This window comes from Paenibacillus sp. MABNR03, from assembly GCF_050455445.1.
Taxonomy (GTDB): Bacteria; Bacillota; Bacilli; order Paenibacillales; family Paenibacillaceae; genus Paenibacillus; species Paenibacillus xylanilyticus.
In genome coordinates this window covers 1,268,920-1,291,001 of record NZ_JBCIYR010000002.1, presented here as the reverse complement: position 1 = coordinate 1,291,001, position 22,082 = coordinate 1,268,920, and the positions used below count along the sequence as shown (strand labels likewise).

The window sequence follows — 22,082 nt, the reverse complement described above, 5'->3', positions numbered from 1 at the left end:
CATTCTCCTTTTCCTGTTTAGTTATTGATCAATTACTTACTTGAAAACAATATAACCTATATTTAGTGATTGATCAATAACTATTGTTGAAAAGGGTAATAACCCTCTCTATCTCTCTTTGAGCTCAGGCATATCCAGTGCTGTCGATATATTGCATAACATGCCGATCGCCAGGAAAACCAACGTTCTTTGCTTCGCATCGGCAATGCCTGCATTGCTAAAAGCATTCAAAACCATCGTTCTTACTTCGCCAAAACCTTTTTGCATTGCCTGCCGGATGACATCTTCCTGAATGGTTTGTGCTTGCATCTGGAGCATAATTTCGCTTTTGTGAGACTCCAAAATCTGCTCGTACGCTTCAATCAACTCGCTCTCCAGTTGATCCGGTGTGGCCGTTTCCACCACCAGCCGAAACGAATCTATGACCCGCGTCCATGAAACTTCCAGTGCAGTCAGCAACAGCGCCTCTTTTGTTTTGAAAAAGCGAAAAATATACGGTTGCGAAATCTGTGCCCTTTCAGCTACTTGAGCTGTCGTTGCACGGTAGTAGCCGATCTCTGCAAATACTTCGATGGCTGCCGAGATTATATCGTTCCGCCGATTCACTGAAGCCGTTGTATCTTTGGTCATATTATTCACCTCTAACCATAGTTATTAATTGATCAATAGCTTGAAGTATATAGGATACCAGCCGTTTTTGCAAAAGATCTCTCTAGCCATTTTGAGTTGGCGGGTAATTATACTGCTGCTGAATTCGCTTTACAGTTGTATTCATTCATTATCCTTGCCCAGTAGAGTTGATAAATGTCTCATTCACAACATTATTACGATATTTCTCTCTAAAACGGGACATGCTACTCCATAAAGAGCCGACAAAATTCATGTGCATATTTTTTCATATGAATTTGGCTTGCAAAATAAAAATAGCCATGATATATTAGTTGAGCCATCAATGATTGATGTGTCAATGATTGAGGCATCCATTATTTTTTATTAGCAATGGCACAGCATAAAGGCCACAATCGGATTGTGTGAACATAAGCCGTTGTTCATGTCCAGATTCACCCGGGAGGTCTAGTCGTGACACGTATCGTTTCAAAGGAAGAGCAGATCATCAACCTGCTCAATGCACTTGGCAACAAAATCAGTCCCAAGTTCGAGCGCTGCACTGGGATCAGTTCATCACGTTTTGAGATTTTGCATGAATTGGATCAGGTCGACGAGATCAACCAGTCGATGCTGCAAAAAATCATTAATATCGATAGTGCCGCCATTACCCGTCATTTGAAGCAGCTCGAAGCTGACGGCATGGTGAGCAGACGCAAAAATCCGGTAGACAATCGGGTCACCTTTGTTCGTCTGACCGATGATGGTCGCAAACATATTGAAGGTTACAAAGTAGAGAAGAAAAATTTCATTCATCAGATTTTACATGACTTCAGTGAAGAGGAAATTCAAGCTCTCGCGAGTTATCTCGAACGAATGCAAAACAATTTTTAATAAACCCTTTTACAAGGAGAGATTCATTTCATGAGTACCTTTCAAAGTACGTTCCAAAAAACAAATGATTTTAACGAAATCACGTATGGCCGTCGTTCCGTTAAACTTTATGATCCAGAGGTAAAAATCAGCCGTGAAGAAATGACCGAAATTTTGGCAGAAGCTTCCCGTGCACCATCCTCCATCAACCTGCAGCCTTGGCGTTTCCTGGTTGTGGACACCGCTGAAGGAAAAGAGAAGCTTGCTCCTCTTGCCAGATTTAATCAAAATCAGGTTCTGACTTCTTCCGCAGTCATTGGCGTGTTTATCGACATGAACAATGTTGAGTATATGGATGAGATTTTTGGTAAAGCTGTAGAACTCGGTTATATGCCACAAGAAGTGAAGGATATGCAGCTAGCCAAAGTAATGCCTTATTACGATGTTATGCCACCTTCCGCCCTTCGCGATGTCAACCTGATTGATGCAGGTCTGGTTTCCATGCAATTGATGCTTGTCGCACGTGCGCATGGTTATGATACAAACCCTATTGGCGGTTATGAAAAAGACCAGATCGCTGAAGCCTTCGGTATGGACAAAGAACGCTATCAACCAGTCATGCTGATCTCCATTGGCAAATCAGCCAAAGATGGTCATCCATCCTACCGTCTGCCTGTTGATACCATTACAACTTGGGCATAATCATCTTATCTTCACCTTTTTAATGAATAGCGTCACCCTTAACATTTCGGCACCATTCAAACAAATTTATATACATTAACGGAGGTAAATACACATGATTATCATTCACGCACACCTGCAAATTCAACCGGAACAAGAGCAAGCTTTCCTCTCCGCAGCCAAAGAACTCGTTGCAGCAACACGCAATGAAGAAGGCAATATCAGCTATGCTCTGAACAAAAGCACAGAACAAGAACATCAATATGTCATGATCGAATTGTGGAAAGACGAAGCAGCTACAGCAGCCCATAACGCAAGCACGCATTTCCAAGCATTTGTTCAACAAGCACCCTCTTTCATGGCTGCTCCGATGAACGTGGAAGTATTCGCTGGCGAAGCGGTTAAACACTAAGTCACACTAAGTTTGATCTGATTAATCCAATAACAAGGCATGCAGGCTCCATTAGTGCCATTAAAAGAAGCCGTCCCTAAAGTCATTTTGACTTTGGAACGGCTTTTTCCATTGAAAAAAAAGATATTTCAATCTTAGCTATTATTTTGTATCAGAAATTCATTGCAAAGAAAGGGCAAACGGAATAATGTTCTGCGCGACATCAAACTCTCGATGAGTTGAACCGTTTCTGTTCATATTGACTTCAAAAAGCCATATTTGGCTTGACGGGTCGATTCCCACATCGATCCCTAACTCACATATTCGATCTGTTACACTGCCGGCAATATGATCGGCCATTTTTAATGCGAACCGTTTAAGCATGGCAAACATAACCTGTTGTTTATCGGAAAACTCGTGCCGTGACAGCCAATCCCATGTTGTAACAGCACGCAGAGAGTCTGGATGATTGACCACCTTATGATCACGTTGCGTCGACAAAAAGGGAAATGCCGATATAAGCGACCATTCGCCTTCTCCGTTACGAACAAGATGAAGCCTAATATGGAAAGGAAGCCCACTCCGGGTTTCACTTCGGATAAACTTTTGAACGATATGGCTGTTTTTGTTGGCGATCATCGTGATCCATTCGGCGAATTCCTTCTCACTCATTTTGTGAATATGCTGATGGTCCTTTACGGCATAACCATTCTCTTCCCGCTGAACAATGAGTATCCCTTCACCCAATGACCCCCGAGAGGGTTTGATAATAGAAGTACCGTGCGTATCAATAAAAGCTGGAACCTCGTCAGTGTGTTTAACTGCTTGACAAGGGATAAGATGAGTCGACAGCTCCGGATCCTTTTGTACAAATTCATATATCTTTTTCTTGCTAAGGGATTCACCACTTCGTTCGTCCGTAAAAGGAACATGTGTCAAAGCAGCGTAAACATTATCGTAACTCGCATTGCCGCGCTCCTTCAATCGGTCGTAGACCACATTAGGAAAAGGGCAGTACCGGGCTTCCCACTCTCCATCCTGATAGACGCAGCCTTTGATGAACCGCAATTCAGCATGCACATCCGTTGGGCCAAAATAATAGAATTCTGCGTCATTCCACTTCGCTGCGTAAGCGCAGGCAGCTGCCAACGGTTCGTCTGCTGAGTCAGCAGTCAGCATCGCCACAACGGGACTCGACACCATGCGCCCTGCCTTCGCCACATACTGTGCATATTCAATCGCTTTTGCCGCCCGTTCCCGCTCATGAAATCGCGTTTGAGGACTTATGCTGGCTTCCAGAAACAATAATTGCCCTTCAGGGGTCACTATATAATCCATCCCGAGCTCATCGATCAGAAAGGAGTACGAACGATTCATTATTTCTGCCATCCGAATAGAAAGCCGTTCCATTTCACGGATGATCTGATCTGCATCATCTGAAAGTAACTGCTGCAACACGTTTTTTGCATCCTCGGTACAGCCGCCTTGGCTTAAATTGCTAATGATGGAATTCGGGGCGCCGATTATAGGGTACACCTTGGTTACCACCCACCGTCCCGTACCATTGCGCTGAATATGTACTCGGAAGTTCACGACCTCCTGCATTTCTGTTATCGAAGGAAAATAAGGCTGAATAATATACGATCCTTGTGCCAAAACGTCCTGTACACGCTTCTCCAAATCAGTATAATCGAGCTGGATTTCCTCGGCATGCTGGCGCCATAAGTAGTTTTGTTCCTTTTTCTTCACGGTAAAAATAGAATTATCCCTGCACCCCTGATCGGGTTTGGCGATTATTTCATTATGCACATCCAAAAATGCCAGCAGTCCATTCAGATCTAGCAGCCGCTCTGTTGGCACCATATGATCCTGGAATAATGGCTCCAGTTTCTTATGAATCTCATATTTGCCATGGATCAGAAATGTCGTAAAAGGCACCCTGCGGCGCAGCCACTTCTCACTCTCTGGTCTGCTCTTAACCGGATCAGGTGCTTCATTTAAAATTACGTCCGGCAGGGAGATCCTCTTCTCCATCCAGGAGTCTCCCACCTGAAATTTCCCTTTAATGCTTTCCTGCTCCATATCAATGCAGCTGGCATCAAAGAAAAATACATCTACACCCTGTCTCCATCCCTCTGCAACCAACTCGCTGATTCGTCTCTCGGGCAGTGTTTGTAGAGGATCGTTTTTGCGATATACACCGATTAACAACTAACCACCTCATATCGAAAATTCTAAAGCCGATTATACATGGCAGGGCTGAACATATTCTGAACACAGAAAGGGCGAGCATCCACGTAGGTGAATACTCGCCCGTCACTATAATTATCTATCAAAAATATATTATTTGCATTCGTCACTTATTTGATCCACTCTACAATTCCGCGGCATGGTTTTGTTTCTTCATTGATAACTAATTCAGGATTAGCATCCTAAGATTCAATGATAATCAGACTACATAATATGAATATACGTTTAATACAATATAAGCAATCGATCGTGTCGACCGATAGCTAACCCTACAGAACATATCACTTCAGGTTTTAACCTTTTTCACTACAAAAGTACTTGCATGCGTAACCTTTTTTTGTCCACTTTATCCACGGCGGTTCGCGGCAGAGTATCGAGAATATATATCTTCGTTGGCCATTTATATTGTGCTAGCCTGAGTTCACAAAACGCCCACAATCCTTCCAGCTCTAGGCTACCACCTTCACGTAGAACGATGCAAGCAACGAGTTCCTCTCCTTCATTGGGTTGTGGAAGTCCGATAACGGCAACCTCTATAACCTGTTCGTGAGTCATGATCACTTGTTCCACTTCAGGACAAAACACATTTGAACCATTTATGATGACCATATCCTTGAAACGATCCAGCACATATAGATATCCTTCACCATCCAAACACCCTACATCACCAGTTCGTATCCATCCATTGCTTATTGCTTCGCTAGAAGCCTCTGGTTGATGCCAATACCCCAACATCGTTTGGGATCCGCGAACTACAATTTCGCCAGGTTCATTATCTAGTGCATCCTGCCCCTCTTCAGTGACGATTCGGACCTGAAAGGCTTTTTCTCCTTGTGCAGCAAAATCCGAAGGACGCCCTACTGAGCGAAGACGGATCGGATCATCCATATGAAGTGCAGGCAGTAGTCGACTGATCGCCATTCCACATTCTGCTTGAGAGTAATTGTTAACGATCAACGCTCCTGGAAACTGTTGAACCGCATTCTTTAGGGTATCCGGTGAAATGACAGATCCTCCACAACCAATAACCTTAAGGCTTGGTAAATCTTTACCCATAACGGATACCTCACTGGTCAGGTCACGCAGCAATTGTCCGACCGTACTGAGGTGCGAAATCTGTTCGCGTTCCACTGCCTCAACGATACGCTGAACGTTAGCCGGATATTCATCTAGAAAGACCAGGCAGCCTCCGGCTGCCATGGTTGCCCACAGTTGGAATTGGCCGACTAGGTGAGATAGATTAAGTACTAACACTCGACGATCCATGTCATACCCCAAGCCTTTAGTAGGCGTACATTGATTCCATGCTGAAATTCCGAGATGTGAATGCATTACTCCCTTTGGTCTGCCAGTCGTTCCTCCTGTATAAATTAAAACGGCGGTATCCTCCATTTTGCGGTCAATCGCTTCAATGGGTCGTAATCCCAAATTCTGGTGTAAAATAGATCCCAATGAATCAGAAACAGAACCTTCTTCAGTCGCAAAAAGTATTGGAGATCTCGAAAGAAGTTTTACAGCGGAGTAAGCTGCCTTGGCGTGACGGTTATCATGGATCAGGAATTTGGGCTCAGCGTTCTCAAGAATCGCTGCAATCTCTGGAGGACTTAGCAACGGTGAAATCACTGTTGGTATTGCACCCACCTCAACCGCTGCATAGAGTGAAACAACCATTTGGGGATCAGGATCCCCGAGAATAGCAAGCCGATCCCCTGGTTGAAGACCCTCAGCATAGAAGGCACGCCCAAGTTTTTCAGCGAGATGATAGAGCTCACCGTATGTAATTTTCTGCCCGTATCTTAAAAGTGCTGGCGCATCAGAAAACAAACTTGCTGCTAGTGGTAGTCGTTCAAACAGAAACATGTTCACTCCCCTTAATCTGGTTTGAGTACTAGGATTAACGAGAGCATATCATACTATTGGAAAAATTAGACATAACAATTTTCGATTAACATCATTAGATTGTCTAATAATGTATAACTCACTTGACGTTAGTAAATAAACGGCAGCCAGGGATGGTTGCCGTCTCTTTTGGTTGTTGAGCTGTCGTGTCCGTTTACACTCTTCTAAGATTACACCGGATCGGTTGGCGCAAAACGGTATTTTGTTGCTTGTTCGTACGCATAGGCTAGTCGCAAAAGGATGGGCTCACTGTAGGCGGTTCCGACAAAAGTAATTCCCTGAGGCCCTTTGGTCGTATAGCCATCTTCCCCGGTGGTGCCTGTTTCCGTATGCCCGCCCGGAACGGTAATGACAGGATAACCCGCACGCGCGGACAAATCGAGTCCATCCTCATTGCCCAAAAACAGCAAAGCGTCTAGTCGATGTTCGCGGATTGCGTGATCAATGCCTTGGTCCCGAGATAACTCACGGTTAAGTCGCAAGCTCTCGGAGTATTCCGGTTCAGACAATGTACCACTTGTTTCATTCGACCAAATCAGCGTATCTTGTCCATACTTAAGGGCAACCTCACGGTTTGCTTCGTTATAGGCGATGAGCTCATCTAACGTCCTAACGAAAGCGCCCGGACCAGCTTTGGCTAAATAATCATTCAGCCCTTTTTTAAATTCATACCGCATCACGTCCCAGTCCCACTTCGCACTCTCACAGAGCAAAGATACTGGGTCCACAATGGTGGCTCCATGTTCTTTGCATACAGTAATCGCCCGTTCGATAATCTCCGCTCTTGCTTCATCCAGGCCTTGATAATAAAACCGCGGAACGCCAATTCTCGCACCTCGCAGGCCATCCGCATCCAGGAAGGACGTGTAATCTGTATAGACTACCCGTCCATTCTCATGCATCGCTGCATCATCCGGATCCACCGCAGTCATCGCACCGAGCAAAATCGCAGCATCCCGGACCGTACGCGTCATTGGGCCGGCTGAATCCTGGCTGTTCGTAATCGGAATAATTCCTGTACGACTGACCAGGCCGATTGTCGGTTTAAGACCTACGAGGCAGTTTTGGGAGGCCGGGCTAATAATTGAACCCGATGTTTCTGTACCCACGGCAGCGGTACACAGATTCGCAGCAACGGCTGCTGCGGAACCTGAACTCGATCCCCCAACGAACAACTCTCCAGGACCGTAAGGATTGAGCGTCTGTCCACCTCTGGAGCTATACCCCGACCACATCGTGCTCGACATGAAGTTCGCCCATTCCGTCATATTTGCTTTTCCGAGGAATACAGCTCCGGCGGCTCTTAACTGGGCAGCCACTACCGAATCCGTTGATGCAAAATGTTCGGCAAGCGCGACTGAACCGGCACTGGTATGCATGCGGTCTCCTGTATCGATATTATCCTTAAGCAGAATCGGGATGCCGTGAAGCGGTCCGCGTGCTCCATATTCCCTCCGCTCCGCGTCAAGCGCAATGGCAACCTCTATCGCGTCCGGATTGATTTCGAGTACCGATTTCAGCTTAGGGTCGAGCCTTCCAATCCTCTCCAAATACCAGCGAACGCAAACCTCCGACGATAAAGAACCTGTTTCCATCGCTGCCTGTACCGAAACGATGTCTGCCTCTACTAAAAGATCACTTACCGTTTTATCCATTTTTACAGCCTCTCCCTTTTTGCTTGTTACTACTTATGGTTCGACGAACAAATCTGTTGTCCTCTGCCTCGCTGCAAAGATCAGAAGCAGTAATTATAAAAAGACAGCCTTTGTCAGATGTCATTTTTCCCACATGAAATACTTTTCCATGATAATCCCTGCCCTAATTGATAGGAAGTTATGATATATTTTTATGGAGAAGTTTTTTTAAGGGAGAATGGCTATGGTTAAACTTTCGCTTTTTGCAATTACAAAGACAATTGAGTGTTTACCTCCAAGAATTGTCGATCATTTATACATGTACGTCTACAAAGAGTCTACAAACACGACAAAAGAAACCTGGCTATTTGAGGTGATAAAGGAAATCCTCATTCAGAATTTTGGATTTGATACTCCTCATCTGGAGGATCATGTTGAAATCCGGGATAAAAATTATCGCAAAAGACAGCAGAGCAAAAAGTATTGGCTCAAGAAATTTAAAGAAGAACTGGATTCCGTGCCAAATAACCCTGTTTTGATCGAAATAAGTTCTTGGAAACTTGCACTGGAGCAAATGAAAGCATCCAATGGGGGGCTGGATATCGTTGCTGAATCCGAAAGACTGATTGGCGTAAAAGACCTGAATGATTTACCAGCTTTACGTTTGCAACAAATAAGTGAGTGGGCAACCACCAGCTCCACCTATCTTACTGACTATCGCTACTTGTCGAGTAAAAAAACCAATCAGATCAAAAAGGCGATCGATACCGATCTTCATTTTATTGTCGCTGATATTATTGATAAACACGATTTGACGAATGCAGTGGATGTGCAGCCTCATGGCTTGATCGAAGATGTCGTTTTTGCGGAAAAATCAACAAACCTGAAGATCAGAATGGAACTGGACGAAATCACCAACAAACAAACCTACTTCGATGATTATGAGATCAGTGACAATGAGTTTCTGCGCACGATTATCAAAGTGGAAGATGGAGATTTCCTGCTAGCTGATAAAAGCCTTACGAAGTCACTGGATGGTACCGATCGGGATATCATTTTTTACGTCCTATCCCAAAAGGATGAATCGTTCTACACCGACCGTACGATCACCGTTGATATTTCCAAGCTAGTAAGTAAAGCCTACAATTCCTCTGGTGTGAAAAACTATGTTGAAATTGAGAAAAGATTACGTAAAATCAGATCATTCGGCTTCCAGGCCGTGATTAAGAAAAAATCAGAAAAAGCCAGATCTGGTTCTGCGGACTGGTCCATATTTGACTCGGTAGTCATCAACTCCAATCCAAATGGTAGACGTTATGCTGAAATTGTCATCGGTACTTATTTCCACCAACAATATATTAATCAGCAGACCGTTAAGATCTATAGAGACAGCCTTAACTCCATCGAAGGTAACATCTCAAAGATTTTAGTACATGCATTACAGAAAGAACGTCTGGAGCGGTATGTTCAAGGGAACCAATTCATAGATATCTTCCCGCTCAGCTACTTCTTGCGTAAAGTCCGGATGGATAAAAGAAAAACGGAACAAAATATGAAAAAAATCCAGGATGCTCTAGAAGAGTTTAAAAGCCTGAATTTTCTGATTGCTGATTATAAAAGACTACATTCCTCTTTTGAAATTTCCTTTATTCCATTGACTCACACGGAAATGCATGACTTTTTTGATCAGGCGGAACCGCCTATACAACTTACCTTCCCTATACAAACCGAACTTATTGGAGAATGAACCACATTCTCCAATTTTTTTTGTTTATGTACATTTGCCGTGAATGTCGTGCACCGTTTACTTAGCCTAAGCATTTTAGGAATCTCTTTCGATCTACTCTATTGAACTACTTATTGAATTTTTATTACTCAATTTTCGTACTTGTATTAAATTATTACTTTTTTCTCGTACTTGATGAAGTAATAAAATTGAATATGCTGCTATAGTGCTATTAAAACAATTAGATCATATTATTTTATTACGAAAACTACGTACCGTATTTCATTTTATTACTTATTATTCGTTCTTTATTAATTATCCATCATTTATAATGCTTAGAATCGGCTGTCTCCATTTTTATTACGAATTACTCGTACTACAAATCTATGTTTCAATTCTCCAACTACAGGGTAGGATCCTTGATATCATCGTAATTCTCACTTATTTTTCGTACTTTCTAATAATTATTACTTAAAAATCGTACCATACTAAATTTATTACGAATTCCACGTACTAAAATGCTTAAAAAAAAGTTCTATATTTGTTGAGCACAAAAAAAGTTCAAGCTTGTAGCCCTATTTTTTATTTTCTAACTTTTTTCTCGTACTATATGTATAATCGTAAAACTACGGTTTCATTCTTTGTTTCTATTTTTATTACTCATTTCTCGTACTACCACTGGTGTTCCCAATTAAATAGACGGATGCTATAATCAATATATAGTGAATGGAAAGCTAATAAAAATCTCTATAAAAATAAAAAAAGAACCCAACGATATCGTTCTAATAAGTGGATAGTTTGGCGACTGACACTTATTAAAACCACGAAAAGTCGGGGTCTTGGTCTTGCTTCTTTTTTGATGTGTTCATTATAGCATGTCTTCTAAAAAAACAAAAGCCAAAACCCTTATTTTCCCTACCCATTTTTGCAGTTGGGAGTTAAGGAGAGGCGCAGATGAAACACCATCCTGATCTATTCGATGCACAGACCCTACATCATGATACTCGTTTGCTTTTCAAACTCAAACTCCTGCTGGGTACCGTTTGCGCATATGGCGGAGAAGTTCCACTTTCTCAGACAGAGCTCGCAAAACGAATGAGTACCTCCACTTATCGTATCCGAATTCTTCTCCACAAATTAGAACACGAAGGTATTATCCACTACAATGACTCCGGTACATTGTTTTTTGATCGATATGTTTTTGTACGCGATCAGGCGGAGTTTTCTCAAGAAACCCTATATGCCAAACATTTTGCATTCTTTACTTGTGAAGAATTTCTGTCCGAGGATCGAAATGTTCAACGCTTTGTTCTTCATTATGTCGGCAAAGAGCTTGTCTACATTCCAGGCAATTTCCGCTGGGGTTACATAAATGATCTTTACGGGGCAGCAGGCCTACTTAACATACGCACGCCAAAGGAAGCTAGAACCATCCTAAAGAAAGCAGCCAAATATCTAAAAATAAAAATACACACGGAAAACTTCCAAGTCCTGAACGTTCATCAAAAATGGATCGACATGGGTGAAGTTTATTCGGAAGGTGCTGAGCTATGGGTGACCAAACAGCTTATGAAGCATCGTTTTTGTTGTGACTTCTTGTCTCGTAAAGCAGTTTGGCAAATAGCAAAAGTAATGGAAGACTACTATGCCAAATTTGGATATGAATATGCAACCGAGATTTTTGACAATGCCCTCTTCAGCATTCAAAAAAATAGAAGACGGTCACAAACCTTCTTCAACATGATATACAGAGAAGATTCGGCGTACATTGTTAATGAAGAAAAAAATGAACTCAATGAAATCAGTGCCTATTTTCGGTCCGTTATGGAATCCGCCGAGCTCAACTACGCTGCACAATTGTCTATGGAACTTGAACATATCGAGCAGAAGAAACACATGGCGGAGACCAACCTCTATGCGAATGATGAGATCTCTGTCATTAATCAAAAACTAATTGAAGCAGCCCATAAACAACAAATGAAAGTGTGGGACAAGCTTCGTCTCATCAACATGTACTGGCTCAACCGTTTCAGGCAACATCCTGAATGGTTTGTCCACCATTATTACCGCATCAAAACTCTCCCAGCCCCTATCCTGGAGATCAAAATGGAAATTGAGAAGTATATCCGTAACCAAAAAAATAGTCCTTATCAAACGAGCGTCATCTAATTTTTTTCATTGGTTAGATTTATTTGTGTTCCCTTCAATTCGCTTTCAGCCTAAATTGTATTGCAGTGGTTCTACGACTGGTAGAGCGACTGCTTATTTGATGTTCAATTTTGCTGTTCTTGAGGGTGCTTTTAACGGGACCTGTCTTAAAGTAGGGTAATAGAAGAGATCTCATAACTTCCTTTGTATCCCAATTTCATCAATAATACTGTGGATAACGTTTTTTATCATGTGATTTTGTTATGTAGGTGATGTCTATATCGATTCTACTCATTTGGATGAATTGACCGTTGATGGGGGCTTCTATACATTTAGTGTTCGTTTAGTGTTCTCGAATGTGTGTCCTGCAATTGTTATTTTGCATAAAAATAAGAGCTTTCTATATCTAATTTTATCCAGATACAGAAGCCCTTATGGTTCAAGCTTTTCGAGGCACTTTTATGGCTTGTAAAAAGGTATTAATTAAAGGTGTTGATCTATGGCTTTAAGAAAAGGTTTTGAATTAAGATTTTAATATAAGGTGTTGATGAAGGGTGTTGAAAAGCTTTTGAACACCTCCATCTTCTAAATATAGAAATCAACATCGGAAAGAGTCAAATCCTTGCTTTTCCCTAACTGCTCGACGTTTAAGCTACCCGATATTGTCTGCTGTTAAGTCATCGTTTAACGTACTTTCCCACCATATCGATGTATCCCCGCTTACAAGCTGTGGAATTACTATTCGAAAAGGATGAAAATTTGAAGTTATTCATTTCACCTCCTTTATTTAATCGGTATCCAAATTTGGGGTGGTTGATGATGGCCCGGATATACTTCTAATTCCGGAATACCCGCATGCTCATAAGGATTTGATGGGAACCATTCGGAGACAATCTGTTTCCATAGGCTCTGTATGCTCTCAGGCATCGGACCTTGTACTTCAAACACACTCCATTTGGAAGCAGGAATCGTTATGGATGCCAATCCTTCCGGTACTTCACCCTCATAAGCCGTACCTATCCAGTATTCCATTTGCTTGTCCTCGATCTCAGTCTTGTCTACACAGACTCCAAGTAACCCTTGGATAGCCCCATTATTCAGTTCCACTAAACGATCTTCTGTTCCACTGGAATACGCTTCTTGCCACATCTTCGGGATTTCTCGTAAATTTTCCCCATCTACATAAGAGAAGGCCTGCTTGATTCCAACTAACGTAAATTCATCCTGTTCAACAATTTTATAATTCATCGGTTCTGCTCCTTTTAAACTGACTTGAATAACCAAGCGATTATATGATTTGATCGAGGTGCTGCTTTTTCGTGCCTCACTTGGTGCAATTCCATGCTGTCTGCGAAAGGCTTTGGAGAAAGATTCAGGTGTGTCATATCCATACTTGTGCGCTAGATCAATAATCTTGTGATCACTTTGTAAGAGCTCATGTGCCGCCAATGTTAATCGTCTCCGTCGTATATATTCGAATACGGTAACATCTGTTAATAGTGCAAACGTACGTTGAAAATGAAAAGGCGAAATATGAGCTTGTGCTGAAATCTGCTCCATCGTTACATTTTCGAGTAAATGCTCTTCTATATACTGTATAGCTTTCTGTAACGATTCAATCCAGTTCATATGGTTGACCACTCCTTGACTTCTATAATAGATGAAAGCCTATCTTACTGCCTGTCATTATTTGCTTTGATCTGTCCGATTGACTTTTATATGATTACTCTTAGCCGTAATGAGTCTATAACCCAATCTTATCTGCACTAGAATAAAAAAAGTGAATCATTTTCGACGCTCACTTGTCTATAATATATCCCAACAAGAAAGGAGTACCGGAAGTGACCGAGCATGAACTCTTCAATACTTATAACAAAGATGTATATCGCACCTGCTTGTATATGCTCAAAAACATCCAGGATGCCGAGGATGTATGCCATGATGTGTTTGTAACTGTATTTCGGCAGGACTGGAGAAATGTCACACATTTAAAGGCCTGGATTATGCGGATCGCCATGAACCATTGCCTTAACATTATTCGTAAAAACAAAGTCAAAAGTGATAAGCAAGATCAATTACAGAACTTACATGAACACGAGGCTCTTGCCAAAGGTTCCGTTGATGGAATCGTTATGGCTAAGCTATCTTTCGCGGAATTGGAGCAACAACTGCAAAAATTGCCGGACAAGCTGCTAAGTGTTGTAACTCTGCGTTACATTGGTGATCTCTCTGTTGCTGAGATCTCGGAGATCCTGAGCATACGTCAGGGTACGGTTCGAACAAGATTACACAAGGCTCTCAAAATGATGCGAAAGAAACTGGAATACTACGAGAAGGTTAAAACGAGAGGAGAGAATCATTTTGAATACAGTAGAATCCAAGGTTAAGAAGCACATGAAGAATCATTCAGAACACGTAGAGTATCCGGATTTTGGAAAAATGTTCAACAGCATTCAAATGGGCGAGCTGCGGGTAGTTGATGAGATCAAGCATAACTCTCAGCGGGGAAAAACCAAAGTCGCCATTGTTCTGGGTGTATCTGTGGCAGTCATGGCTACGCCGGTATATGCTGCCTTTCAATATGACTGGAGCGACATTCTTTCCCACAAGTCAGGAATTGAGTCGGCACTTCAAGCCGGGTATGGCCAGTCCATTGAACAAAGTGTCACGGCCCACGGAGTTACCCTAACAGTGCATAACGCTTTTGTGGATGATAACCGAACGGTTCTTCTTTACACGATTAAACCTGGCATGGAAACAGACGGAAAAGAAATCAGATATGATCAGATGGTTTTGAAAGACAGCAATGGAGAGCCTATTGAAGGACATTATTCTCAAAAATGGAACGAAGAGCAAGGTGTTTATCAGGGATACTTCGAAACGGACTGGGTAATGCCAAAGAACCACCAATCAGGACTTCAATTCTCCATTACAGGTGTTCGTTATTTGCAAGACATTCAGGAGGACATTACACTCGATCCCCAAGATACTAATACTCAGAAATTCAATATTCAAAAGGATGGCATCGAAGCGGTAGAAGTACAATCCTTCCAGCACACGGAAGATCAAATCATGATACGTTCCAACGTGACTTTTACAGATAAAGAGTTACAGGAACAGACTTGGGCCAGAATCACGGCTTATGATCAAAATGGGAACATCATTAAGGAAACGGAAAGCCCTGTCTACGGCACGGCGGGAGCAACGGGAGCTTACTCCAGCATGCAAATATTTAACGGGCAGCAGTTCAAAGAAAAGGCCAATCGTTTTACCTTCACTTATACACATGAGAAAGAACGAATTGATGGAACATGGAACCTCGATCTCTCCTTGTCTCAACAGCAGATGAAAACGGGAACGGTTAAGAAAGAAATGGACATTCCATTGAATTCTATGGGTGGAGAGGCTAGCATTCGTGGGATTGTGGTGACGCCAACACAGATTCGAGTAACCATTAATCACCAAGAAGACTATTTTAGAATTCCTTACCGGACCTATCAGCTGGAAGTCGACGGAAAAACGATGGAAGGCTATGTTTCCCTTGAAGGTACAGTGAATCCTAACCAAACAGAACTGCGATTTGAGCAGACGGACTCACTCCTGATGGATGTTTGCTCTTTGTCCAACAAACCCATGACCTTGATCGCGAAGGATCGAGTAGATGAACATGCTGGAAGCCAGGCTTCTATCCGTCTAACGGATATCTCTACTCAGCCACAAACAATAGCGAGTGATTACGAAGGATTCCGTTTGAGTTGGACGTATTATCTCAAGGACGGTAACCTGTATGTTGAGTCCTTCAGCCCGGACACTACATTTGGCGGAATTAATCAATCCTATTTCCTTGAACAGGGAGACAAGCATTACTTAGCGCCGCTATATTTTAATGATTCGGATAATAAACATACGGAAGTGTACAAAGATTTTAAGGGTGAAAATATAGATCTGTATGTATGGAACTATACAACCAAAAAGCCGGATGAAGAATTACGAATTCCACTCACAAGCAATAAGTAGTTTCTAAAAAAACTTTATATAAAAATGCAGTCCACATGGAAAATGCCCTTGTACAAGGGCATTTTTAGTTTTCATGTTCGAGCAAGGCGAAAGCCCAGATCATCAATGCCAAAGGTAGGGTGGCTTCGACGTCGGCACGTCGAGCCGCAACCTCTGGCCTCTTCTGCCCAGCTGCCACCACGGAACACACGGTAGGAACCATACACCTCTTCATCATACTGATCCCAGCACCACTCCCAGACGTTCCCAAGCATATCGTAGAGCCCCCACGCATTCGCTTCCTTTGTACCGACCTCGTGGACCCTTCCTTGCGAATTCTCCTCAAACCAGGCGATGTCATTCAGCTCTCCATAACGATAACCGCTGGTGCCAGCCTTACACGCATACTGCCACTCCGCTTCCGTAGGGAGACGATAACCATCTGCTCCCAAGTTACGAGCAACTCTCTCCCTATCTTGGCTGACTTTGTAATATTCTTGTAGCCCTAGTTGCTGGGATAACAAATTACAAAAGAGAATCGCTTCATTCCATGAAACATTGGTAACCGGTGAGAGGGGATGATTATTTCGCTCAGCGCTCCTTTGCACAATAGAATGGTATAACTCATTCGTCACTGGAATCGAGGCAAGCCAAAAGGAATTGACATCAACCGTCCATGTCTTTTTAATCCGATCGTCTCGTAATCCAACACTTCCTGCAGGGATCTGAACCATTGGGTAATGTGCAGCATGATGACCTTCATTGAACAAGATGTCTCCTCCTCTTTATGTTCCAGATCCTCTCACTTTTCTGTAGTGAAGCTCCAGACGTAGCTCTCAGCAATGTAGCGGTTGTCCGCATTGTGATCGTGGGTACGCCGTCTATTCGAAAAAACTCAAGCCAATAACTATTGCCATCAGCACATTAGCGGCACTATATGTATTTTTAAAGGAGAATTATACTGTCATGTTACCGTAATCAAAAATTTCAGGCTATACCCTGGAGATCAACAGTATAACTTTTTGCTATCACTTTCTGCAAATTGTGGGACCACTGCTTAGATCTCCTTAGGATGTTATGAGCGAGTTCTCCACGTTCAGGACTCCAGTTCTAAAAGATCATCTTTGTTTGATCACAGAACTGAAGTCCGCATTACTGAACAGGGACGCTTTTTTCTCGGATGCATGGATACTGCTACAGATGAATCAAAATGTTATCTAGCCCTTGTGTACCCTGCCGGAGTGATACTTTGTGGATTATTGAACACATTTTTCGGGTCATATTTGGCTTTTACTCTCCGTAATCTGGCATAGTTAGCTCCATAATAAACCTGCCCTTAAAATGGGAATTATTTGAAACATGTCATGAAGAATGAACGCATTAGAGAGGAGGAGATTTTGCAGGCAGCATGAAATCATGGGATTTCTTCCATGCACCAGGTGGAGAGCTGTAGTATTGGAACCCGATGGCTCCTTAACTGTGATGAAAACGTCAGATTTTCAATACCGTGAGATTTTTAATAACATTAAAGAACGAGAAGATTAGAACATTAGATTATAAGTTGCTACAAAAGCTCTTGAACAATCTGTACACACAAAAACCCGCCAGACACTCGGAAATCCTTGTGTTTAGCGGGTTCTTTAGTTATGGAGCCTAGGGGGATCGAACCCCTGACCTCATCGCTGCCAGCGATGCGCTCTCCCAGCTGAGCTAAGGCCCCACATTACATTAAGATGCTTGTCAATTTCTGCAGCAGTTCCGCAGGCGACTCCTATATCATATAAAATGCAGCATTAGCTGTCAACAACTTTTTAAGAACGCAAAGTGTTTGGAGAAGAACAACCTCTTGGAATGGCTACTCGTGTCAAAAGCTCAGACTGCTCTTCTCCCATGATCCACTTCTCTAATCTTCGAGATCCTCTTTGGACAACAACGATTTCAATTCCTTCATGAACATATTGATGTCTTTGAATTGGCGATACACGGATGCAAAACGTACGTAGGCCACTTCATCAACCGGAAACAGCTGCTCCATCAACAGTTCACCAATCTGACGACTCTCAACTTCAGCTTCAGCTGTGTTCCGCAGTGACTTCTCCACCTCGGAAACCATCATCTCCAGCTTCTCTACAGAGACTGGTCGTTTCTCACAAGCCCGAATCAGACCACGGAGAATCTTGTCACGACTAAACTCTTCCCGGCTGCCGTCTTTCTTGATGACGATCAGTGGTGTCTCTTCCACCATTTCAAATGTTGTAAAGCGGCGACTGCACTGCTCGCATTCACGACGGCGGCGGATTGATTTGGATTCATTGGCTGGCCGTGAATCCAGCACCTTTGTGCCTAGGTAGGCGCAATAAGGACATTTCAATTCAGATCACTTCCCATGTTTTACTTTTACCACTAATTCCCTGAAACATCTAGTTATGAAAATCGCATTGAAGACACATAATACTTTTACCAACCGCGAGGAGGTGAACAGCAATGGCCCAAAACAGCAACGGTAACTCCAACAACTTGGTAGTAACTCGCGCTTCCGCAGCACTGGAGCAATTGAAATATGAAGTTGCTCAAGAACTCGGAATCAGCATCCCACAAGACGGATACCAAGGTAACATGACTTCTTACGAGAACGGTTCGATCGGTGGATACATCACGAAACGTCTGGTAACAATTGCAGAACAGCAATTGGCTGGTCAATACCAATAATCTCTGCATCGTAATATGTTACACAGAGGAGCATGGAGCGGCCGGTGATTCACCGGCCTGCTCTGTGCTTTTGCTTTTCAATTTAGCTCATAGAAGATAATCGAATTAGACTGATATACTTTTGACTACTTCGACAAATGCTTGCTGTCCGTCTTCAGAACGTATTATAGATCTTTACATACTGATTATAATAATAAATGACTCGTTGTACATAGTGCCGGGTTTCTCCAAAAGGAATATCCTTGACCGTTTCGAAGGAACCGTCCCACACACCATCTCTAAGCCACCCGCTGACTTTGCCTGGTCCGGCATTATATGCGGCAATCATTGCCGTCTCATTGCCATCAAACTGTTCTGAGAGGTTACGGAGGTACCATGTTCCAAGCTGGATGTTCCTTTCAGGCTCGTGCTTCAGTTCCTCCAGCGATGTCCCCGGAATTTTAGCCTGCTCCATGATCCAGTTTGCTGTATCCGGCATCAGCTGCATCAGCCCGATGGCACCTCTTCTGGATTCCTTGCTGGTTTTAAAATTGGTCTCCACCTTAATGATGGAAGCGATAAGAAAAGGGTCGACCTCATAGCTCTGAGATTGGGCACGAATCTCTTCCTTATAATGAATCGGATAAAACCACGCCATCCAGTTTGTATTCAGGAACAGCACCAATACAAATGAAACAAACATCAACAGCAGTACCCGTTTCTTGCGCAGTAACCTCATATCAAACCCTTACGATGCAAAAATGAAATAACCTGCTGCTCCGTATCCGACCATAAGCCGCTGTTGTCAATAACCACATCAGCACGCTGCTTCTTATGTTCAATATCCATCTGCGCATTAATACGAGCCTCGGCCTCGGCCTCTGTCATTCCATCCCTTTTGATCAGTCGCTCCCGCTGCACGGATCTCGGGACGTATACAACCATAACCTCATCGAAGCCTTTTTCCAAACCGGATTCAAACAATAAAGGAATATCTGATACCACAAGCTTGTCCGGATAGGCCTTTTCATATGCAGCAGCACGCTCCCGCATCTCCTGACGTATAGCCGGATGTGTAATTGCCTCGAGAGCTTTGCGCTCATCCGGATTCTGAAACACTATGCTTCCCAGCTTTTTCCGATCCAGTGTCCCATCCTCATTCAATATGGCTTGTCCAAACCGCTTTACAGCGGCAGCCAAGACGGGATGCCCGGGCATCATGACCTCCCGGGCAATCACGTCTGCATCGATCAGCAGCGCTCCCTTACTGGCAAGTAGGGCGGAAACACTGCTCTTTCCCGTTGCGATCCCGCCGGTTAAGCCAATATTCATCGTTTCACCTCATAACAGCTTCATTATTCCCATAATCATTAACAACAACGCAGGCAGCACAGACAGCCTCTTCATCCAGCGCAGAGCTGCAAAACGCAATCCGACTTTCATGCCCAGTAACAGAAATGCACCACTGAACAATGCGATGACAAGCGCAGTCCACAATGTGGGGAAACCCAGCAAAGCGGCTCCAAGTCCTGCACCGAAAGCGTCCAGTGACAGAGCAATTCCCAGCCACATCGCCTCCTGGGCGGAGATGCTGCCTGAATTGTCCATATCCGCTTTGGAAGGACTGCGCAAGATTTGAATAACGACACCTAACTTCCGCAGCTCCAGTGTAAATACCATTCGTTCCAGGGACCCGCCAGATACAGATTGTTCAAGCTCAAGCGCTAGCACCTGATTTTTCCCTTTGACCAGTCTATCATCTGTCGTCTGCCCTCTGCCCCCATTTTCTTCCGTCCCAGCATCCGATTCAAGTCGATCTTTCCCTTGCTTTCGGATCAGCTGTATCAATGACCACGCGCCAATACCAATCAGAATAACTGCACCAACGATCGAAGCCACATCAGGAGATACCACATGGGATAATAGAACGCCAACCTGCATAGACAGGCCAATGACCAATCCCGAACAAATGGAGATTACAGCAATGGATAACAGCGGGATCTTCGTCCTGCGCAGCCCGTATGTAATCCCAACACCAAAACCATCTAAACTAAGCGCCAAAGCAAGCGCCAGCAATGAAATAAAATGATGCAGCACCCCGGATTCCTCCCCTGTGCGGGAACTCATTTTAACCTACCGTTTCAAGTAGGTATTCGCCCGCTTATTCTGCCATATCAGTATATGGAGGGAGTAATCCATGGGTGCTACGTTTTAATCATTTCGTTCATTTGATACAAATTCAAGCCGTTAGTGTGTAAACGACAATTTCAATTTGTATCTTCATTGGTTTTAGTTTAGTGGTTGGCACTTCGGACAGTAATGCGTCCCGCGACCACCAACAACACTTTTCTCAATTAATGTACCACATGTTGTACAAGGCTCGGATTTACGTCCATAGATTTTCAGTTGGTGCTGAAACATACCCATCTCGCCTTGTCCATTAACATACGATTTGATGGAAGATCCACCTGCATTCACGGCATCCTGCAGCGTAGCTACAATCGCCTCGTGCAGCACCGTTAATTGGGCTTCGGTCAACGTCTTGGCAATGGTTTCAGGGTGAATGCCTGCGCGAAAAAGGGCTTCGTCCACATAAATATTCCCGATGCCAACGACATATGCCTGATTTAACAACACAGCCTTGATTTTGGTTGTCCGTTTGCCAACAGCATCACGAAAGGCTGCCACTGTAAATGCCGGATCCAGCGGTTCCAAACCAAGCTTGAGCAAAGGTTTAGATACCAGTTCTTCTCCCGCAGTAAACAGATGCATGGTCCCAAACTGACGTACATCCTTATAACGCAATTCAGTACCATCCGTAAAGTGAAAGATAACATGGGTATGCTTCTCCACTTCTTCGTGCTGCTGGTATACGCCGTATCTTCCTTCCATCCGCAGATGGGAGACCAGTACCAGCCCGTCCAACAAAATCCGTAAAAATTTGCCTCTTCGTTCCACGCCAGTTATGGTGTGTCCTGTGAGTTCCAGTGCAAATGCATCTATATCGTCCGGCCGCTGAATGATGCGCGGCAAGCTAACGGTTACGCGTTCAATAGTCTTACCTACAACAAGTTGATTTAATGTTCTTCTGACTGTTTCGACTTCCGGTAATTCCGGCATGATGTTCTCACCTCCCCTATATTATAACGGAAGATGAGCTTCAGCGGGACCCCTTCTTGTGTCGAATCCT

19 protein-coding genes, 1 tRNA gene and 1 pseudogene are annotated in these 22,082 nt (G+C 43.4%); 8 read left to right on the top strand and 13 right to left on the bottom strand.

Annotated features, from left to right (window positions below; all coding sequences use genetic code 11):
• Window positions 1–108 precede the first annotated feature (108 nt).
• Window positions 109–630: a TetR/AcrR family transcriptional regulator gene (locus tag AAIH57_RS14680; RefSeq protein WP_175399677.1), complete on the bottom strand. Its 522-nt coding sequence runs from the start codon at window positions 628–630 to the stop codon at window positions 109–111.
• A gap of 450 nt (window positions 631–1,080) precedes the next feature.
• On the opposite strand from AAIH57_RS14680, the gene AAIH57_RS14675 reads away from it, so the two are divergent.
• The 3 genes from AAIH57_RS14675 (at window position 1,081) to AAIH57_RS14665 (ending at window position 2,572) form a co-directional block, all read left to right on the top strand.
• Window positions 1,081–1,500, top strand: a complete 420-nt coding sequence (locus AAIH57_RS14675; RefSeq protein WP_175399676.1) for a MarR family winged helix-turn-helix transcriptional regulator — start codon at window positions 1,081–1,083, stop codon at window positions 1,498–1,500.
• Between the two features lie 30 nt (window positions 1,501–1,530).
• Window positions 1,531–2,181: a nitroreductase family protein gene (locus AAIH57_RS14670; RefSeq protein WP_430022068.1), complete on the top strand. Its 651-nt coding sequence runs from the start codon at window positions 1,531–1,533 to the stop codon at window positions 2,179–2,181.
• A 94-nt stretch (window positions 2,182–2,275) separates the two neighbouring features.
• The gene (locus AAIH57_RS14665) at window positions 2,276–2,572 is read left to right on the top strand and encodes a putative quinol monooxygenase (RefSeq protein WP_175399674.1); all 297 of its coding nucleotides are present in this window, start codon (window positions 2,276–2,278) and stop codon (window positions 2,570–2,572) included.
• Window positions 2,573–2,731: 159 nt separating this feature from the next.
• Here the strand turns inward: AAIH57_RS14665 and AAIH57_RS14660 are convergent, their stop codons facing one another.
• The 3 genes from AAIH57_RS14660 to AAIH57_RS14650 form a co-directional block, all read right to left on the bottom strand.
• On the bottom strand, window positions 2,732–4,762 hold the full coding sequence (locus AAIH57_RS14660) for a YheC/YheD family protein (protein ID WP_430022067.1): 2,031 nt from the start codon (window positions 4,760–4,762) through the stop codon (window positions 2,732–2,734).
• A gap of 345 nt (window positions 4,763–5,107) precedes the next feature.
• Entirely contained in the window at window positions 5,108–6,661 is a 1,554-nt protein-coding gene (locus AAIH57_RS14655; protein WP_430022066.1) for a class I adenylate-forming enzyme family protein, read from the bottom strand.
• Between the two features lie 209 nt (window positions 6,662–6,870).
• Window positions 6,871–8,355, bottom strand: coding sequence for an amidase family protein (locus AAIH57_RS14650; RefSeq protein ID WP_430022065.1), 1,485 nt, complete (start codon window positions 8,353–8,355; stop codon window positions 6,871–6,873).
• A 223-nt stretch (window positions 8,356–8,578) separates the two neighbouring features.
• Here AAIH57_RS14650 and AAIH57_RS14645 point away from each other — a divergent pair, with 223 nt between their 5' ends.
• On the top strand, window positions 8,579–10,081 hold the full coding sequence (locus AAIH57_RS14645) for a hypothetical protein (RefSeq protein ID WP_175399670.1): 1,503 nt from the start codon (window positions 8,579–8,581) through the stop codon (window positions 10,079–10,081).
• A gap of 933 nt (window positions 10,082–11,014) precedes the next feature.
• Entirely contained in the window at window positions 11,015–12,229 is a 1,215-nt protein-coding gene (locus AAIH57_RS14640; RefSeq protein ID WP_430022064.1) for a hypothetical protein, read from the top strand.
• 762 nt (window positions 12,230–12,991) lie between these two features.
• Here the strand turns inward: AAIH57_RS14640 and AAIH57_RS14635 are convergent.
• Window positions 12,992–13,837, bottom strand: coding sequence for an AraC family transcriptional regulator (locus tag AAIH57_RS14635; protein WP_430022063.1), 846 nt, complete (start codon window positions 13,835–13,837; stop codon window positions 12,992–12,994).
• 212 nt (window positions 13,838–14,049) lie between these two features.
• Between AAIH57_RS14635 and AAIH57_RS14630 the strand changes: the two genes are divergently transcribed.
• Both AAIH57_RS14630 and AAIH57_RS14625 read left to right on the top strand, forming a co-directional pair.
• The gene (locus AAIH57_RS14630; RefSeq protein WP_175399667.1) at window positions 14,050–14,595 is read left to right on the top strand and encodes an RNA polymerase sigma factor; all 546 of its coding nucleotides are present in this window, start codon (window positions 14,050–14,052) and stop codon (window positions 14,593–14,595) included.
• Window positions 14,570–16,225, top strand: coding sequence for a DUF4179 domain-containing protein (locus AAIH57_RS14625; RefSeq protein ID WP_430022062.1), 1,656 nt, complete (start codon window positions 14,570–14,572; stop codon window positions 16,223–16,225). Before AAIH57_RS14630 ends, AAIH57_RS14625 begins: the two co-directional genes overlap by 26 nt.
• Before the next feature lie 71 nt (window positions 16,226–16,296).
• Here the strand turns inward: AAIH57_RS14625 and AAIH57_RS14620 are convergent, their stop codons facing one another.
• The 4 genes and pseudogenes from AAIH57_RS14620 to nrdR all read right to left on the bottom strand — a co-directional run bounded on the left by AAIH57_RS14620 (window position 16,297) and on the right by nrdR (window position 18,575).
• Window positions 16,297–16,938 (bottom strand): formylglycine-generating enzyme family protein, encoded by a 642-nt coding sequence (locus AAIH57_RS14620; RefSeq protein ID WP_430022160.1) that lies wholly within the window; start codon window positions 16,936–16,938, stop codon window positions 16,297–16,299.
• Window positions 16,939–17,417: 479 nt separating this feature from the next.
• Window positions 17,418–17,540: pseudogene (locus tag AAIH57_RS14615) on the bottom strand (BBE domain-containing protein); the annotation flags it as partial.
• 311 nt (window positions 17,541–17,851) lie between these two features.
• Window positions 17,852–17,924 (bottom strand) — tRNA-Ala (locus tag AAIH57_RS14610).
• Between the two features lie 183 nt (window positions 17,925–18,107).
• Entirely contained in the window at window positions 18,108–18,575 is a 468-nt protein-coding gene (gene nrdR / locus AAIH57_RS14605; RefSeq protein ID WP_175399660.1) for a transcriptional regulator NrdR, read from the bottom strand.
• Window positions 18,576–18,688: 113 nt separating this feature from the next.
• Between nrdR and AAIH57_RS14600 the strand changes: the two genes are divergently transcribed.
• Complete coding sequence (locus tag AAIH57_RS14600; RefSeq protein WP_095288108.1) at window positions 18,689–18,913, top strand: alpha/beta-type small acid-soluble spore protein; 225 nt, start codon at window positions 18,689–18,691, stop codon at window positions 18,911–18,913.
• Between the two features lie 154 nt (window positions 18,914–19,067).
• On the opposite strand, the gene AAIH57_RS14595 is transcribed toward AAIH57_RS14600, so the two are convergent.
• The 4 genes from AAIH57_RS14595 to mutM form a co-directional block, all read right to left on the bottom strand.
• Window positions 19,068–19,631: a lytic transglycosylase domain-containing protein gene (locus AAIH57_RS14595; RefSeq protein ID WP_430022061.1), complete on the bottom strand. Its 564-nt coding sequence runs from the start codon at window positions 19,629–19,631 to the stop codon at window positions 19,068–19,070.
• Window positions 19,628–20,224, bottom strand: a complete 597-nt coding sequence (gene coaE / locus AAIH57_RS14590) for a dephospho-CoA kinase (protein WP_430022060.1) — start codon at window positions 20,222–20,224, stop codon at window positions 19,628–19,630. Before coaE ends, AAIH57_RS14595 begins: the two co-directional genes overlap by 4 nt.
• Window positions 20,225–20,233: 9 nt before the next feature.
• Window positions 20,234–20,989: a manganese efflux pump gene (locus AAIH57_RS14585; RefSeq protein WP_430022059.1), complete on the bottom strand. Its 756-nt coding sequence runs from the start codon at window positions 20,987–20,989 to the stop codon at window positions 20,234–20,236.
• Window positions 20,990–21,181: 192 nt separating this feature from the next.
• Window positions 21,182–22,012 carry a DNA-formamidopyrimidine glycosylase gene (mutM, locus tag AAIH57_RS14580; RefSeq protein ID WP_413034196.1) on the bottom strand — a complete coding sequence of 277 codons (831 nt, stop codon included), beginning with the start codon at window positions 22,010–22,012 and terminating at the stop codon, window positions 21,182–21,184.
• Window positions 22,013–22,082: the final 70 nt, after the last annotated feature.

Coding starts and splice junctions, on each gene's coding strand:
- AAIH57_RS14680 (WP_175399677.1), bottom strand. CDS start 630: ATGACCAAAGATACAACGGCTTCAGTGAATCGGCGGAACGATATAATC.
- AAIH57_RS14670 (WP_430022068.1), top strand. CDS start 1,531: ATGAGTACCTTTCAAAGTACGTTCCAAAAAACAAATGATTTTAACGAA.
- AAIH57_RS14665 (WP_175399674.1), top strand. CDS start 2,276: ATGATTATCATTCACGCACACCTGCAAATTCAACCGGAACAAGAGCAA.
- AAIH57_RS14655 (WP_430022066.1), bottom strand. CDS start 6,661: ATGTTTCTGTTTGAACGACTACCACTAGCAGCAAGTTTGTTTTCTGAT.
- AAIH57_RS14650 (WP_430022065.1), bottom strand. CDS start 8,355: ATGGATAAAACGGTAAGTGATCTTTTAGTAGAGGCAGACATCGTTTCG.
- AAIH57_RS14645 (WP_175399670.1), top strand. CDS start 8,579: ATGGTTAAACTTTCGCTTTTTGCAATTACAAAGACAATTGAGTGTTTA.
- AAIH57_RS14640 (WP_430022064.1), top strand. CDS start 11,015: ATGAAACACCATCCTGATCTATTCGATGCACAGACCCTACATCATGAT.
- AAIH57_RS14635 (WP_430022063.1), bottom strand. CDS start 13,837: ATGAACTGGATTGAATCGTTACAGAAAGCTATACAGTATATAGAAGAG.
- AAIH57_RS14620 (WP_430022160.1), bottom strand. CDS start 16,938: ATGGTTCAGATCCCTGCAGGAAGTGTTGGATTACGAGACGATCGGATT.
- AAIH57_RS14600 (WP_095288108.1), top strand. CDS start 18,689: ATGGCCCAAAACAGCAACGGTAACTCCAACAACTTGGTAGTAACTCGC.
- AAIH57_RS14595 (WP_430022061.1), bottom strand. CDS start 19,631: ATGAGGTTACTGCGCAAGAAACGGGTACTGCTGTTGATGTTTGTTTCA.
- coaE (WP_430022060.1), bottom strand. CDS start 20,224: ATGAATATTGGCTTAACCGGCGGGATCGCAACGGGAAAGAGCAGTGTT.
- mutM (WP_413034196.1), bottom strand. CDS start 22,012: ATGCCGGAATTACCGGAAGTCGAAACAGTCAGAAGAACATTAAATCAA.